The organism is Bradyrhizobium sp. G127 (genome assembly GCF_021502575.1).
Classification (GTDB): Bacteria; Pseudomonadota; Alphaproteobacteria; order Rhizobiales; family Xanthobacteraceae; genus Afipia.
Genome location: NZ_JAKFGN010000003.1, coordinates 118,607 through 133,806 on the forward strand (window position 1 = coordinate 118,607; position 15,200 = coordinate 133,806).

Annotated in this window: 13 protein-coding genes; 7 read left to right on the forward strand and 6 right to left on the reverse strand. The window is 63.9% G+C overall.

Annotated features, from left to right (window positions below; all coding sequences use genetic code 11):
* Window positions 1-154 precede the first annotated feature (154 nt).
* The 5 genes from atzF to LVY71_RS20175 form a co-directional block, all read right to left on the reverse strand.
* The gene (atzF, locus tag LVY71_RS20155; RefSeq protein WP_235101688.1) at window positions 155-1,954 is read right to left on the reverse strand and encodes an allophanate hydrolase; all 1,800 of its coding nucleotides are present in this window, start codon (window positions 1,952-1,954) and stop codon (window positions 155-157) included.
* Window positions 1,955-2,028: 74 nt separating this feature from the next.
* Entirely contained in the window at window positions 2,029-3,609 is a 1,581-nt protein-coding gene (locus LVY71_RS20160; protein WP_235101689.1) for a regulator, read from the reverse strand.
* Between the two features lie 9 nt (window positions 3,610-3,618).
* Window positions 3,619-4,314: a cysteine hydrolase family protein gene (locus LVY71_RS20165; RefSeq protein ID WP_235101690.1), complete on the reverse strand. Its 696-nt coding sequence runs from the start codon at window positions 4,312-4,314 to the stop codon at window positions 3,619-3,621.
* Window positions 4,315-4,565: 251 nt separating this feature from the next.
* A complete protein-coding gene (locus LVY71_RS20170) occupies window positions 4,566-5,369 on the reverse strand; it encodes an SDR family NAD(P)-dependent oxidoreductase (protein WP_235101691.1) in 804 nt (267 codons plus the stop codon).
* Between the two features lie 197 nt (window positions 5,370-5,566).
* A complete protein-coding gene (locus tag LVY71_RS20175; protein ID WP_235102186.1) occupies window positions 5,567-6,625 on the reverse strand; it encodes a polysaccharide deacetylase family protein in 1,059 nt (352 codons plus the stop codon).
* Between the two features lie 204 nt (window positions 6,626-6,829).
* On the opposite strand from LVY71_RS20175, the gene LVY71_RS20180 reads away from it, so the two are divergent.
* The 5 genes from LVY71_RS20180 to LVY71_RS20200 all read left to right on the forward strand — a co-directional run bounded on the left by LVY71_RS20180 (window position 6,830) and on the right by LVY71_RS20200 (window position 11,843).
* Window positions 6,830-8,224, forward strand: a complete 1,395-nt coding sequence (locus LVY71_RS20180) for an OmpA family protein (RefSeq protein ID WP_235101693.1) — start codon at window positions 6,830-6,832, stop codon at window positions 8,222-8,224.
* Window positions 8,225-8,366: 142 nt separating this feature from the next.
* Window positions 8,367-8,669, forward strand: a complete 303-nt coding sequence (locus LVY71_RS20185) for a hypothetical protein (RefSeq protein ID WP_235101694.1) — start codon at window positions 8,367-8,369, stop codon at window positions 8,667-8,669.
* Between the two features lie 11 nt (window positions 8,670-8,680).
* Entirely contained in the window at window positions 8,681-9,187 is a 507-nt protein-coding gene (locus LVY71_RS20190) for a DinB family protein (protein ID WP_235102187.1), read from the forward strand.
* A 162-nt stretch (window positions 9,188-9,349) separates the two neighbouring features.
* On the forward strand, window positions 9,350-10,411 hold the full coding sequence (locus LVY71_RS20195; protein ID WP_235101695.1) for a lysylphosphatidylglycerol synthase domain-containing protein: 1,062 nt from the start codon (window positions 9,350-9,352) through the stop codon (window positions 10,409-10,411).
* Window positions 10,412-10,517: 106 nt separating this feature from the next.
* Window positions 10,518-11,843, forward strand: a complete 1,326-nt coding sequence (locus LVY71_RS20200) for an ATP-binding protein (RefSeq protein WP_235101696.1) — start codon at window positions 10,518-10,520, stop codon at window positions 11,841-11,843.
* A 127-nt stretch (window positions 11,844-11,970) separates the two neighbouring features.
* On the opposite strand, the gene LVY71_RS20205 is transcribed toward LVY71_RS20200, so the two are convergent.
* Window positions 11,971-12,480: a GcrA family cell cycle regulator gene (locus LVY71_RS20205; RefSeq protein ID WP_235101697.1), complete on the reverse strand. Its 510-nt coding sequence runs from the start codon at window positions 12,478-12,480 to the stop codon at window positions 11,971-11,973.
* Window positions 12,481-13,035: 555 nt separating this feature from the next.
* On the opposite strand from LVY71_RS20205, the gene LVY71_RS20210 reads away from it, so the two are divergent.
* Window positions 13,036-14,259 (forward strand): aspartate aminotransferase family protein, encoded by a 1,224-nt coding sequence (locus tag LVY71_RS20210; RefSeq protein WP_235101698.1) that lies wholly within the window; start codon window positions 13,036-13,038, stop codon window positions 14,257-14,259.
* Entirely contained in the window at window positions 14,256-15,182 is a 927-nt protein-coding gene (gene argF, locus LVY71_RS20215; RefSeq protein ID WP_235101700.1) for an ornithine carbamoyltransferase, read from the forward strand. Before LVY71_RS20210 ends, argF begins: the two co-directional genes overlap by 4 nt.
* Window positions 15,183-15,200 lie beyond the last annotated feature (18 nt).

Genomic DNA, 15,200 nt, shown 5'->3' on the forward strand with positions numbered 1-15,200 from the left:
CCGGTCGTCCCCGCGAAAGCGGAAATCCTCATGGTGAGGAGCGAAGCGTCAGCCCCGCGTCTCCAACCATGAGCTGGTTTGGCGGGTCTTTGCCTCATGCCCTCATCCTTCGAGACGCGCGCAAGAGCGCGCTCCTCAGGATGAGGGGGACGTGCTACGCTGATTTGGTCTGTGCCGCCATGAAGGCGCGCCAGCCGCCGAAATGGGTGATGTCGCGCGCGCCGTCGATCGCTGCGGCCTCGGCCAGAAAGCCCTTGACGCTGGAGCCGTCGGCGAGATGCACCGTGCCGATCGACAGCGGCGACGGAACGGCGGCGACGAATGCGCCGAATGCCTTTGTCGGCAACGCCCAGACTTCCACCGCGATGGCAGCGCCGCCGGCCTCGACGCGCAGCATTCCCGGTTTCGGCGGGACGGTGCCGCGCAATGCGTAGAGCTTGTAGTCGGGCGTAGTGTCCGCCGCCGCGATCAGCCGCCCGCCCAGCGCCAGCAGTTCGTGATTGAGCGCCATGCCCGACAGGTGCGCGCCGACCACAGCGATGGCGACCTCGTCGGCGGCGAGCGCTTTCGAGAGCGGTGCCAGCGGCGGCTGCTTGAGGCCGTTCGCGCCCACCGCAAGTTTCGTGTCGGCGTGGAACACTCGGCCGATGCTGGCGAGCTGCGCGTCATGTCCCGCGGGCGCCAGCAGCGTGATGCCGAACGGAATGCCGTCGGCGCGCATCGCGGCGGGAACGGCGAGGCCGCACAGATCGAGCAGGTTGACGAAATTGGTGTAGGTGCCGTTGCGGCTGTTGAGTTCGATCGGGTTCGCCAGCACCTGTTCGACGGTGTAAGCGGTCGGCGCGGTCGGCAGCACCATCGCGTCGATGGATTCGAATGTGCGCCGCGCGGTGTAGCGCAGGCCTTCGAGCCGGTACAACGCGGCAAAGGTATCGGCAGCGCTCAGTCGCGCCCCGGCGATGGTGATCTCGCGCGTCACCGGATGGATCGCGTCGGGATTGGAGGCCAGCAGGTCGCGGATGACCAGATAGCGCTCGGCCACCCACGGTCCTTCGTACAGCAGCCGCGCGGTCTCGTAGAACGGCTCGAGATTGATCTCGACGATGGTGGCGCCGAGCGCGACGAGACGGGCCACGGCGTCGCCATAGGATTTTTCCGATTCGCGGTCGCCGAAGAAAACCAGCTGGCCCTTGCGCGGAACACCGATCCTGACCCCGGCGGGAAATTCCGTCAGAGGGCCGACGGTGCGGTCGCGCGAGAACGGATCGGCGGCGTCGAGCCCGGCCATGACATTCAGCGCGGTGACGGCGTCGTCGACGTTGAGCGAGAAGATCGAGACGCAGTCGAGCGTGCGGCAGGCCGGGACCACACCGAAGGTGGACATCAGGCCCAGCGAAGGTTTCAGGCCAACGATGTTGTTGAGCATCGCCGGGACGCGTCCCGAGCCCGCGGTGTCGGTGCCGAGCGACAGCGGCACCAGCCCGGCGGAAACCGCGACTGCCGATCCCGAACTCGATCCGCCGGGGACGAGATCGCTGCGCACCGGATTTTTCGGAATGCCGTAGGGTGAGCGCACGCCGACGAGGCCGGTGGCGAACTGGTCGAGGTTGGTCTTGCCGATCACGATGGCGCCGGCGGCGCGCAGCCGCGCCACGGTGTTGGCGTCCTGCTTTGCGTTGTAGGAAAATGCGGGGCAGGCGGCGGTCGTGGCCAGTCCCGCCACGTCGATATTGTCCTTCACCGCCACCGGCACACCATAGAGCGGCAGCGAGGTGTCGCCCCTTGCTGTCAGCGCCTCGGCTTCGGCGGTGGCTTCGGATTCTTCGCGCAGACTGATGAAGATGGCGGGATCGCCGTGATCGCGGATGCGCCGGAAGCTGCGGGCAACGGTCTTGGCAGGTGAAGTTGTCCCGGCGCGATGCGCGGCGACGATCTCGGCAACAGTCTCGGTCACGGTCTCTCCAGTTCAAGAAGGCGCGCTGTGCCTGCGAGCACAGCGCACCTTGATGTATAACCTATCTGCCGGAGCTATTCAGCAGGCACCGCGGTCGGCTTCGGCATCGGCATCACCGCGCCCGACCGTGCATAGGCGAAGAAGCCCGCGGCCACCACCGCATAGGCCAGCGCCACGCCGGGCGTCACCCCGATCCCCACCGCCGGACCGTGCATGAAGCCGAAGAAGGTCAGCACCGCACCGGCCGCGGCGAAGGCGGACGCCTTGACGAAGTCGCGCTCGATCACGAATACCGCCATCGCGGCCAGCACGAGTCCGGAGAGAATGGAGCCCTCGCCGAGAATCTCGAGGCCCTGATAGAGCACGCCGGTGGCGCCGAGCTTGTCCATGCCGACGGCTGCGGCGCTGGTGCCGGCTGCGGTCAGCGCGCCGTCCACCAGCGTCTTGCCCCAGGCCGCCAGATGCGGCGTCAGCGCCAGCACGATGGCGGGGGCGTGACTTGCCGGCGTGGTCTGGAACGCCTGCGCGCCGACCAGCATGCCGATGTAGAGCAGGATCGGCAGGATCGCCACGACGGGAATGAGATTCAGCAGCAGCGAGATGACGCCGAACCACGCCAGCACGATCACCATGAAGCCGGTCGCAGCCGAATAGCCGATCCGTCCCCCCATCGCCTTCCAGCCGGGATGACCGATATAGACCGCGTTGATGAAGGGGTTGCCCATCAGCGCGCCGATCAGACTGACCACGCCGTCGGCGGTCAGCACGCGGTTGGTCGGATAGTGATCGCCGGCCGCTTCCGCGCTTTCCACATTGTCCATCGCCTCGACCAGATCGTAGACACCGAACGGAATGGCGGTGACGAGGATGATGCCGATGAACTCGAAGCCCGAGAACACATGGCCGATGGCCGGAATCGGCAGCGAGAAGCCGATGTTGCTGAACGAGCCGGTCAGCTTGGCGAGGCTCATGCCGCCGATGCTGAGGCCGAACAGGGTCGATCCCCAGGCGATGATCGCGCCCACCGCGATGGCGATCAGCCCCGCCGGAATGCCCTTCGGATATTTCACGCCGCCGAACCAGCTTGCGAGAATGATGGCGAAGCAGGTGAGGCCGATCACCGGCGTCATGAACATTTCGAACGCGGGGCGCATCGAGATGAAGGCGACCGAGACGCCGGCCAGCGTGCCGAGCAGCGCTGCGCGGGGCGTGATGCGCTGGATCACCGGAGCGATGAAGCCGCCGATCATCAGGATGAAGCTCTGGATGAACACCCAGGTCAGACCCGCTTCCCATGCCTTGATTGGATCGCTGGTCTTGAGCAGGATCGGCAGCATGATGACGAAGGTGACGATGAACATATGCGGTACGCTGACGCCGGACGGCAGCGCGCAGACGTCGGTGCGGCCTGTCTTCTGTGCGAGGCGGTAGGCCAGCCACGCGTAGTACATCGTCGAGAGGAACATCATCAGCCCGAGTGCGGGCAGGATCCGGCCGAACACCAGCGAGTCCGGCATCTTGAGCACGAAGCGCAACAGCGCCGTTAGCGTCAGCATGTTGACGAGGATATTGGTGCCGAAGCCGAAGAAGGCGTTCCAGTCGCCCGGCGACCACAGAACGGGTTTGCTGGTTGTTGTTGTCGCTGCTGTGCTCATCTGGTGCCCCTATGCGATCATTTTTGAAGGTTCGGAATTCATCGCTGCTAAAACGGATTTGGAATTGCTGACCCAGCCGAAGATGCCGCCCTGCGCCTTGATCATGCGCAGGCCCATCTCGTGGAATTCTGGAAAGTACGACGCGCAGCAATCGGCCAGCACGATGCAGCGGTAGCCGCGGTCGTTGGCCTCGCGCACGGTGGTGTTGACGCAGACTTCCGTCGTGACGCCGCACACCAGAAGATTTTCGATGCCGTGTTTTTTCAGGACGTCGCCGAGTTCGGTGGCGTAGAACGCGCCCTTGCCCGGCTTGTCGATCACGATCTCGCCCTTGACCGGATAGAGCGCTGGCACGATGTCGTGGCCGGCTTCACCGCGAATGAGAATGCGTCCCATCGGGCCGGGATCGCCGATGCGCAGCGACGGCGCGCCGCGCTCGATTTTGGCAGGCGGCGCGTCAGACAGATCGGGCAGGTGGCCTTCGCGGGTGTGAACCACCAGCAGTCCGGCCTTGCGAAACGCCGCCAGCACGTCGCCGCACGGTTTCACCGCGCTCGCCAGTTGCGAGACATCGTTGCCGAGAGTCTCGCCGAAGCCGCCCGGCTCGAGGAAGTCGCGCTGCATGTCGATGATGACGAGAGCGGTGTTCGGCCAGGTCACCTCGACCGGTGCCGGTTCGGCTGAAAGCAGGCTTGCGATCTGCATCGATATCTCCCCGCGTTAATCGGAGAGAGGTGCAAAGCCTATGCCATTGTGTACAACGCTGAACGCGACGTCGCCACGTTCATATTATTTTTTGAAATCAAATAATTAGCTATTTTCAGCCGATGTTTTTTGCAGCCGCCCCGCGCTGATTCCGAATCCAGAATGATGAATAATTCATCACGCTTGCACGACGGGCAAAGGCACCGACGGCGGATGTCTTGCATCCGCCGTCGGTGCCATCCGCGGCTTTGTTATTCGCCTGCGACGGGCAGGCTCAGATTGGCATAGACGATGCCGCCGTCCACCGCGATCGCATTGCCGACGACATAATCGCCTGCGCGCGAGGCGAGATAGATCGCGATGCCGGCCATGTCTTCCGGCTCGCCGATCCGCTTCGACGGGATCGCCTTGGCGACGGCGTCGGCGTGGTCGCGCGCCGCCGTGTTCATGTCGGACTGGAACGCGCCGGGGCAGATCGCCGTGACGTTGATGTTGTCCTGGATGAGCTTCGCGGCCATGCGGCGGGTCAGATGGATCACCGCCGCCTTGCTCGCCTGATAGGAATAGGTCTCCAGCGGATTGACCGACAGGCCGTCGATCGACGCGATGTTGATGACCTTGCCCGGCTTGGCCTTCGTGGCGGCGGCGCGTAGCGGCTTCGCCAGCGCCTTGGTCAGGAAGAACAGTGACTTGACGTTGAGATTCATCACCTTGTCCCACCCGGCCTCCGGGAATTCATCGAACGCCGCGCCCCATGCCGCGCCCGCGTTGTTGACGAGGATGTCGAGCTTCGGCTCGCGCTTGATGATCTCGTCGGCGAGTTTGTTGCAGCCTTCCACCGTGGACATGTCGATGGGAAGCGCGATGCACTCGCCGTCATAGGCGGCGGTCAGTTCCTTCGCCGTCTCCTCGCAGGGGCCGGCCTTGCGCGCGGTGATGTAGACCTTCGCCGCGCCCTGCGCGAGAAATCCCGCCGCGATCATCTTGCCGATGCCGCGCGATCCGCCGGTGACGAGTGCCACGCGGCCTTTCAGTGAAAACAGATCCTTGAACATGGTGCCTCCAATGTTGATTGGCGGCGATATAGCCCCTGCGGCAAAGCCTGAGTCAAGGAATGGCGGGAATGCGGACGTCTGTTTGAAACGGGGTTGCCGTCACCCTGAGGTGCCGTCGCCCTTCGAGGCTCGCAAGAGCGCGCACCTCAGGATGACGATTCCAGCGACGTTGCTTGCGAAGAAATTTGCAGTTCGTCCTACGCCGCATCGACCCGGCGGAAGCCGTTCCACATCGCGGTGGCGGCGCCGGAGGTCAGCACCGACAGGAACCGCGCGGTCTGGTAATTGCCGTTCAGCGAGATGCGCGGCAGCGCCGTCATGTGCGCGGCGTTCTCCGGAAAGATCATGCCGGGGCGCGTCGTCACCGCGGTCTTGAATCCAAGTCCACGCGCCAACTTGAATTCGCGCGCGGCGGCGGCAGCTTTATAGCCATACGGATAGGCAAAATGCAGCGCGGGCATGTGCAGTTCGTTCTCGATGCGCGAACGGCTGTCGCCCATCTGCCGCCGCGCCTCGGCATCGCTTTCCCGCGCCAGGTTGCAGTGGCTGATGGTGTGCGCGCCGATGGTGACCAGCGGATCGGCGGCGAAGCCGCGCAACTCGTCCCATGACATGCACAGTTCGCGTGCTATCGCCGCGTCGTCGATCCCGTAGCGCGCGCACAATGCGCTGACTTCGCGCTGCACGGCGGTGTCGTCCGGCAATGTCTGCAGCCAGTCCTGGATCTGATTGAAGGCATCCTGTTTGGCAGCCGCGTCGCCCGCCTCGATCCGCACCTTCGCGCCGTCGCGCACGATCTCGAGGGCCTCTGCGCGGGCGATCACGCGCTCCAGCGCCAGCCACCAGAGTCGTCCCGTTCCTTCGGCGAAATCGCTGGCGACATAGACCGTGAACGGCGCGTTCTGTTCGCGCATCAACGGCAGCGCATGGTCGCGGTTGTCGCGATAACCGTCGTCGAAGGTGAAGCAGGCGAAGCGGCGCGCGAAATCGCGCTCGCTCATCCGGCGCTGTGCTTCGTCCAGCGAAACAATATCGATATCGAGGGCGCGGACATGCGCCAGCACCGCGCGCAGGAAGTCGGGCGTGATTTCGAGATGCCGGTTGGGCTGGAACATATCGTCGCGGGCCGGGCGAACGTGATGCAGCATGAAGATGGCGCCGACGCCGGAAAGCCACGGCCGCAGCACATGATGCGCGCCGGTGAAATACAGCGCGTCGAGGCCGACGCGGATGACGTTATTGCGAAGTTGTTTCATGGCGATGGTTCGGGGGCCGATCATGCTGTCCGGAACCTTCAGATTGGGCCGGAACCGTTGAACAAACGGTTATCCGGATGGCTGAAACAGCATTCGGCGGGGCTTTCCGCCCGGCATGTTCCGGTTCAATGCCTCTGTCCATTTCGCGTTTGACACCCGTGCAAGGGTTTGTTTTGTCAGCATTCTGTCAAGTGAAGGTCCGGGATGAGCCGCATATCAGGTTGGGCACGTAAATGGTGGCCGGGGTTGATTCCCCTGGGCGCTCTTTGGATCGCTGCGATCTGGACCGGCACCGCCCCGCTCGAGGCCGATCTAGCTGCGCGGTCGACCGCCGCGCTCAAGGACACCGTTCTGGACAAGACCCGTATCTCCGTGGCCGGCCGCGACGTCGGCCTCTCGGCAGAGGCCTTTTCGGAAGACGGCCGGCGCAGCGCCACCGCGCAGGTCGAGGCCGTCTCCGGCGTGCGGCTGTTGAATGACGACACCCGTCTGGTCGCGGAAGCCAAGCCCTTCGTCTGGTCGGTGGAGCGCGACGTGGTCCGGATCACGCTTGGCGGTAATGCGCCGCTGCCAGCCAGCAAGGCGCGGCTGGCGGAAGCCGCGCGCGCGGTGGCCGGCGGCACCGAAGTGTCGGATCGTATGGGCATGGCGCGAGGCGCGCCGCCGCGCTTCGATACCGCGGCGCTGCTGCTGGTGGATCAGATCGGCAAGCTCAAGGACGGCAAGATCACGCTTAGCGACACCGGCGTCAGCCTGTCTGGCATGGCGCGGGAAATCGGCAGCCGCGAAGCGATTTTGGCGGCGCTGCGGAATTTGCCCGAAGGTTATTCGGTGAAGGAAAATGCCATCAAGGCGCCGCCCTACATCTTCCAGGCCACCAAGGATCCGGTGGCGAACACCGTGACGCTCGCGGGATATGTGCCGGACAACGCGGTCCATGCGGCCATCGTCGCGGCGGTCGGCCGCAAGTTCTTCTCCGAAAAGCTGGTGGACAATCTCAAGGCCAGCGTTGGCGCGCCGCAGGGATTTACCAATGCCGCCGTGGCCGCGCTCGGCGCGCTGTCGCGGGTCTCGACCGGTTCGCTGGTGATCTCGGACCGCGAGGTCAAACTGTCGGGCGACGCACTTTATGCTGTCGCAGCGGACCAGATTCGCGACAGTCTCGGCGGCCGGTTGCCGCAGGGCTGGACCAACAAGGCCGAGGTCTCGGTGAAGCCGGTCGCCAGCAGTGTCGATCCCACCGTCTGCCAGCAGTTGTTTTACGAACTGCTGGGCAAGGCGCGGATCAGGTTCGAATCCGGCAAGGCAACCATCGATCAGGATTCCATGGGCCTGCTCGACCGGCTGATCGAAACCGCGCTGCGCTGCCCGAATGCCAATATCGAGGTCGCCGGTCATACCGACAGCGACGGCGACAGCAATTCCAACAAGACGCTGTCGGAGAAGCGCGCGCAGGCGGTGGCGGACTATCTGGTCAAGGCCGGACTGCCGATCGAACGCCTGCAGGCGGTGGGTTACGGCAGCGAGCAGCCTATCGCCGCCAATGACACCGACGAGGGCAAGGCCAGGAACCGGCGTATCGATTTCGTGGTGAAATGAGCATGATATGCGGTCGGCGGATGCGTCATCCTGAGATGCGAGCTCTTGCGAGCCTCGAAGGATGGCGCGTGGTTGCGCCGTCGCTCTTCGCTTCGCTCCGGCACCTCAGGGTGACGGCATCGGATCATAAGGACGGGACTCCATGATCTACCTCGCGACATTCAACTGGGGCTGGCTGCTGGGCGCGGGATTGATCGGCCTGGCCATGGGATGGATCGCCGTGGTTCAGCGCGGGCAGGGCTGGACGGCCATCACAATGCAAAAGGTGGCGGTCTTCGTGGCGGCGCTGATCCTCGCCTCCGTGTTTCATCTTGCCCCTGGCCGCGTGGGCTATTGGCTCGATCTCGGTCTTGTGATGTTTGCGGTCTATGTTGCCGGCTGTGCGGTAGGGTCATGGCTCCGCTATCTGGTGGTCTCGCGGCATGCGTCGGCGAGCAAGGCGTAATGGCAGGCGGTCTGACCTCGCATTTCAGGATGATGGCCCGCTATAACTCTTGGGCAAACGCCCGACTTTATGATGCCGCGGCGGGTCTCGATGAAACCCAGTACAAGGCCGACCGCGGCGCTTTCTTCAAGTCGGTCCATGGCACGCTGAATCATCTGCTGGTCACCGATCGCATCTGGATGCAGCGCTTTACGGGCGAAGGCGAGGCGCCGGCCCGGCTCGACGCGATCCTGTTCGAGACGCTCGATGCGCTGCGCGCCGCGCGTGTCGCGGAGGACGGCCGGATCGTGGCTTATGTCGATGGGCTCGACGATACGCGTATTGCGGGCACTATTTCCTACCGGCGCGTATCCAGCCCCGAGCAATTCGTACAGCAATTGGCCCCTGCGCTGGCGCACTGGTTCAATCACCAAACCCATCATCGCGGTCAGGCGCACGTGCTTTTGACTGGCCTCGGCCAGCCATCCACCGAACTGGACCTGTTATTCTTTCAGCGCGAGCAGGTCGCTGCGGCGTGACATCGATATGACGCGTGTGCGGTGCGGTGGACTTAATTCTTAACGTGACTTCCGCCTTATAAAGGGGCTCAAATCGGCCAAGCCGGTCTCGCGGTCGCCACGGCGGTCTGCTAGGACAGCAAACGCCGGGGACGATGTGGTTGATCGAATTTTGAGGTCTGGATGCTGGAGACACTACGCGGGACCATCGCGTACATGCGCGAGAAGCAAATCCTGCACAAGCTAGGTGTTTTGATCAGCATCGCGATCATCGCCATCGCTTGCTTCATCCTCTATGAGATGCTGAAAGGTCTCGACACTGACGACCTCTACGAGGCGTTGCGCGAAACCGAGTTCCGCACCATCCTCCTTGCCGGTCTTTGCGTCGCCGCCGGTTATTTCACCCTGACGTTCTATGACCTGTTCGCGCTGCGCGCCATCGGCCGCGGCCAGGTACCGTACCGCATCGCCGCCTTCGCCGGTTTCACCAGCTATTCGATCGGACACAACGTCGGCGCCAGCGTCTTTACCGGCGGCGTGGTGCGTTACCGGATTTACTCCGCCTGGAATCTGACGGCGGTGGATGTCGCCAAGGTCTGCTTTCTCGCCGGCCTGACGTTCTGGCTCGGCAACGCCGCCGTGCTCGGCCTCGGCGTCGCCTATCATCCCGAGGCGGCTGCTTCCATCGACAAGCTGCCGATCTGGCTCAACCGTCTTGCAGCGATCTGCATCCTCATCGGCCTTGTGGCCTATGTCATGTGGGTCTGGGCCAAGCCGCGCGAAGTGGGTCGCGGAAGCTGGACCGTCACGCTTCCCGGCGGCCCGCTGACGCTGCTGCAGATCGTCATCGGCATCGTCGATCTCGGTTTCTGCGCGCTGGCGATGTACATTCTGGTGCCCGATGAGCCTCATGTCGGGTTCGTTGTCGTGGCGGTGATCTTCGTGTCGGCGACGCTGCTCGGCTTCGCCAGCCATTCGCCCGGCGGTCTCGGTGTGTTCGATGCCGCGATGCTGGTGGGCTTGTTTCAGTTCGACCGCGAGGAACTGCTGGCGGGCATGCTGCTGTTCCGGGTGCTTTATTATCTCGTCCCGTTCTTTATTTCTGTCATCTTGCTCTCGCTTCGCGAGCTTATTGTCGGCCTCCGGGCGAAACGGGTCGCAGCGGCCTTGCAGCGGCTCGACGATGTGGCGAAGCCCAACGGCACGCAGGGATCCGCTCAGGGATCGCGCTCTCCGGTCGCCTAGTGCAGCTTTGTATCGGTGCGTATCCCTTTCCGAATCTCGTGAACGGTGGTGCTGAAACAGACTGCGAACTTCGGAAAGCGGTAAGCGCGCGAAACAGGTACGACGCATGACGATGACGTCTCCGAATTCAGGTTTTGCGCCGTGGTCCGACAGGCTGCGGCGATCGGCGATCATCCTGATCGCGACGGCGCTGGGTCTTGCGGCGTCGATGATGTTCGGCGGCCTGACTTTGCCGCAGGCCGGGATGATCTTTCTCGCGATTGCCGGTGCTGCGCTGGTGCCGTGGAATCTGCATCAGTCCGTTCCGGCAACTGATGACATGGTCGGCGCGCGTCCTGCGGAAACGCCGGTGGTGCAGGCGCTGGTCGGCGGCATGCCGGATGCAGCCGTGCTGCTGGATCGCGCCGGGCGCGTGCTGCATTTCAATGTCGCCGCTTCGCAACTGGCTCCGGCGCTGCGCAAGAACGAACTGGCGCTGTTCGCGCTACGCTCTCCCGAGATCATCGCGGCATTGCGCGAGGCCATCGCCACCCGCGAGCCGCAGCGCGCGAGTTACGTGGACCATGTTCCCATCGACCGCTGGATGGAGTTGATCGTCACGCCGCTGTCGCTGCCGACCGCGTTCGGCGGCAGTGAATACTGCATCCTGATGACGTTCCATGATCAGACGCCGCTGCGGCGGGTCGAGGAAATGCGCGCGGATTTCGTTGCCAATGCCAGCCATGAACTGCGCACGCCGCTGGCGGCGCTGTCGGGCTTCATCGACACGCTGCAAGGCCCCGCGCGCGACGATCCGAAGGCGCGCGAGCGTTTTCTCGGCATCATGCATGCGCAGGCCACTCGCATGGCGCGGCTGATCGACGATCTGTTGTCGCTGTCGCGGGTCGAACTCAGCGCCCATGTTCGTCCGGAAAAAATGGTCGACGTGGTGCCGCTGGTGCGTCAGGTGGTCGACGGGCTGGAGCCGCTGGCAAGCGAGCGTCAGGTCGCCATCGAGGTCGAACTGCCGGACGGTGCAGTCAATGTCGCGGGCGACAGTGAAGAGTTGTTGCGGCTGCTGGAGAACCTGATCGAGAACGGACTCAAGTACGGCGCTTCCGGCGGGCGCGTGGTGGTGACGCTGAGCGAGCCGGCGCCGGGCGACGCCGGGGGCGAGGTTCGTCTCGCGGTGCGCGACTTTGGTCCCGGCATCGCGCCGGAGCATTTGCCGCGCCTCACCGAACGGTTCTATCGCGTCGATGTCGGCGACAGCCGCGCGCAGGGCGGCACGGGTCTCGGCCTGTCGCTGGTCAAGCACATCCTCAATCGCCATCGCGGCCGCCTTCTCATCGAAAGCATGCCCGGTCACGGCGCGACATTCACGGCGTGCTTCCCGGCGGCGAAGGCGGCCGAAAAGCCCTCCGCCGGTGAGAAGGTCCCGGCGAAGGAATAAAGCGGAAAGAGCGGCGGCCGCAGTTTGGCCGCACGGTCACCAAACCGCCTTTTGCGCCGAAGTTCGCAACAAAAAAGCCTCATCGTTTCGATGGGGCTTTTCCGTCATTTGGGCGTTGGCGTTTGGCCTATTTGGTGTTGGGCCGCGCGGCGCGGCGGCGATCGCTCGCCGGCTGGTAAGCGATGCGCGAGTGATGGGCGCAATAGGGAAGCGCGTTGAGGGCCTTGCCGCCACAGAAGAAGAAATCCGCACTGCCGGGATCGCCGACCGGCCAGTGGCAGGTGCTCTCGTTCAGTTCCAGCAGGCTCAGCCGCTGGCTCATCGGCACCACGTTGTCGAAGGCGATCGGATCTGGTTCGGCTTCGACTTCAAAGGCATGGGCGAGCGCGGTGTTGCCGCGCGACACCGGACGGTTGATCCGCATCATGTGCTGCGCGGGGCGCACCTTGCGCTGCCGCGGGGCCGCCGAGGATGGGCTCTTGGCGCGGCCCGACAGGCCGAGCCGGTGAACCTTTCCGATCACGGCGTTCCGGGTGATATTTCCGAGTTCGGCGGCGATCTGGCTTGCCGACAGTCCGGCTTCCCAGAGCTTCTTCAACTGTTCAACGCGATCGTCGGTCCAGCTCATTACCGTCATCGCAATCTTCCTTTTGATCTCGCACCGGCCATTTCCGGTCCGGCGTCGCGCTTGCAAACTTCTCAAAATCCCTGCCGGCAGAATCCCTTAGCCCTCGCCGGTTGCATAAAAAGCGACCGGGCGTTTACGCCGCACAGAAGACAATCGAGGATCAGAACTGCCGCACGAGATGTCGTACCCAACGCCAAGGATGCTACAATATGGCGTGACTCACGCGCAAGAGTCGGCATTTGCCGTCCACATGTTCTGATCAGAAAGCAAATAAATTCGATCATTGTGCGGCGTCAAAATGCCGGTCTTTCTGTTCCGGACAGGCCGCCTGACCGCCGGAATGGCTCTGAAAAGGCCGGATTATGCCGTTGCGGCAGGGATATTCGCGCCGAGGAACGATCCGAACGATGGCCCGCGTGGATTGACACCGCAGGACCCCACAATAGAATGACCACCGCGTGCCGCCTTTTCGGGCGGCACGTTTCGTTTCCGGGGCAGGCAACTGAGCAACACGCGCGTATGCGCTCGCAAGGCTGTTGGTCCCCTACCATCGATCGGGTCGCCATGAGTCATACTGCCAAGCCGCATCTCGACTCTCACATGTTGCCGGTTTTCGCCCGCGCCGACGTTGCTTTCGAGCGCGGCGAAGGCCCGTGGCTGATCGCAACCAACGGCGACCGCTATCTCGATTTCACCAGCGGCGTGGCGGTGAACGCGCTCGGCCATGCGCATCCGCATCTGGTTGCGGCGATTCAGGAGCAGGCCGGCAAGCTGTGGCATGTCTCCAATCTGTTCACGATTCCGGAAGGCGAGCGGCTGGCGACGCGGCTGTGCGATGCGAGCTTTGCCGACGTGGCGTTCTTCTGCAATTCCGGCGCGGAGGCCATGGAAGCCGCCATCAAGATGGCGCGCAAGTTTCAGGCGGTGAACGGCAGACCGGAACGCTATCGGCTCATCACATTTGAGGGCGCGTTTCACGGCCGCACGCTGGCGACGCTCGCCGCGGGCGGACAGCAGAAATATCTCGAAGGTTTCGGACCGCGGGTCGAAGGCTTCGACCAGGTGCCGCTCGGCGATCTCGAAGCCGTGAAGAAGGCGATCGGTCCGGAGACGGCGGGTATCATCATCGAGCCGTGGCAGGGCGAAGGCGGCGTGCGCGCGGCAGAGCCCGCGTTCTTCCGCGCGCTGCGGCAGTTGTGCGACGACAACAAGCTCGTGCTGGTGTTCGATGAAGTGCAGACCGGCATGGGCCGCACCGGCACGCTGTTCGCCTATGAAAAGACCGGCGTCGAGCCGGACATCATGGCGCTGGCGAAAGCGCTGGGCGGCGGGTTTCCGATGGGCGCGTGTCTTGCGACCGTCGCGGCCGCAGCCGGCATGACGCCGGGTACTCATGGCTCGACCTTCGGCGGCAATCTGCTTGCCGCCGCTGCGGGCAATGCCACACTTGATGTGATGCTGGCACCGAAATTCTTCGAGCACGTGCAGCGCGCCTCGCTGGTGCTGAAACAAAAGCTCGCCTCCATCGTCGATCGCTATCCCGATGTCGTTGAAGAAGTCCGGGGCGACGGTCTGCTGATCGGCCTGAAAGCGGTGGTGCCAGCCGGCGATCTTGTCGCCGCGCTTCGCAACGAAAAGCTGCTTACCGTCGGCGCGGGCGAGAACGTGGTGCGGCTGTTGCCGCCGCTGATCGTGACCGAAGTCGAGATCGAGGATGCCGTGTCGCGGCTGGAGCGCGTTTGCGCAAAGATGACGCGTATTCCTGCGCGGCGGGAGGCGGCAAGATGAGCAAGTCTCCGCGTCATTTTCTCGATCTGTTCGATGTTCCGACCAAGGAGCTGCGCGCCATTCTCGATGCCAGCGTGGCGATGAAGAAGAAGCGCAAGGCCGGCGATATCTCCGACAAGCCGCTCGACGGCAAGACGCTGGCGATGATCTTCGACAAGCCTTCGACCCGCACCCGCGTGTCGTTCGATGTCGGCATGCGCCAGCTCGGCGGCGAAGCCATTATGCTGACCGGCGCGGAAATGCAGCTCGGACGTGGCGAGACCATCGCCGACACCGCGCGTGTGCTGTCGCGCTTTGTCGACGCCATCATGATCCGGATTCTCAATCACGAGGCGCTGGCCGAACTTGCCGCGCATGCCACGGTGCCGGTCATCAACGGTCTCACCCGCCGCTCGCATCCCTGCCAGGTGATGGCGGATGTCATGACCTTCGAAGAGCATCGCGGCCCGATCAAGGGACGTACGGTGGCGTGGACCGGCGACGACAACAACGTGCTGGCGTCGTGGGCGCACGCGGCGGAGCGGTTCGGGTTCAATCTGCGCGTCGCGACGCCGCCGGAACTGGCCCCCAACAAGCTGTTGAAGGACTGGATCAAGGCCACGGGGGCGCCGATCGTGCTCGGCACCAAGCCGGACGAGGCGGTGCGCGGTGCAGACTGCGTTGTCACCGATACCTGGGTGTCGATGGGCGACAAGGACGGCGAACATCGCCACAACCTGCTGAAGCCCTATCAGGTCAACGGCAAGCTGATGTCGCTGGCCAACCCCGATGCCATCTTCATGCATTGCCTGCCGGCGCATCGCGGGGAGGAGGTCACCGACGAGGTGATCGACGGTCCGCAGTCGGTGGTGTTCGATGAAGCAGAAAATCGCCTGCATGCACAAAAGGGCATTCTGGCCTGGTGCCTGAACGCGATCGGGTAGCTTCCAGAGTCATCCGGT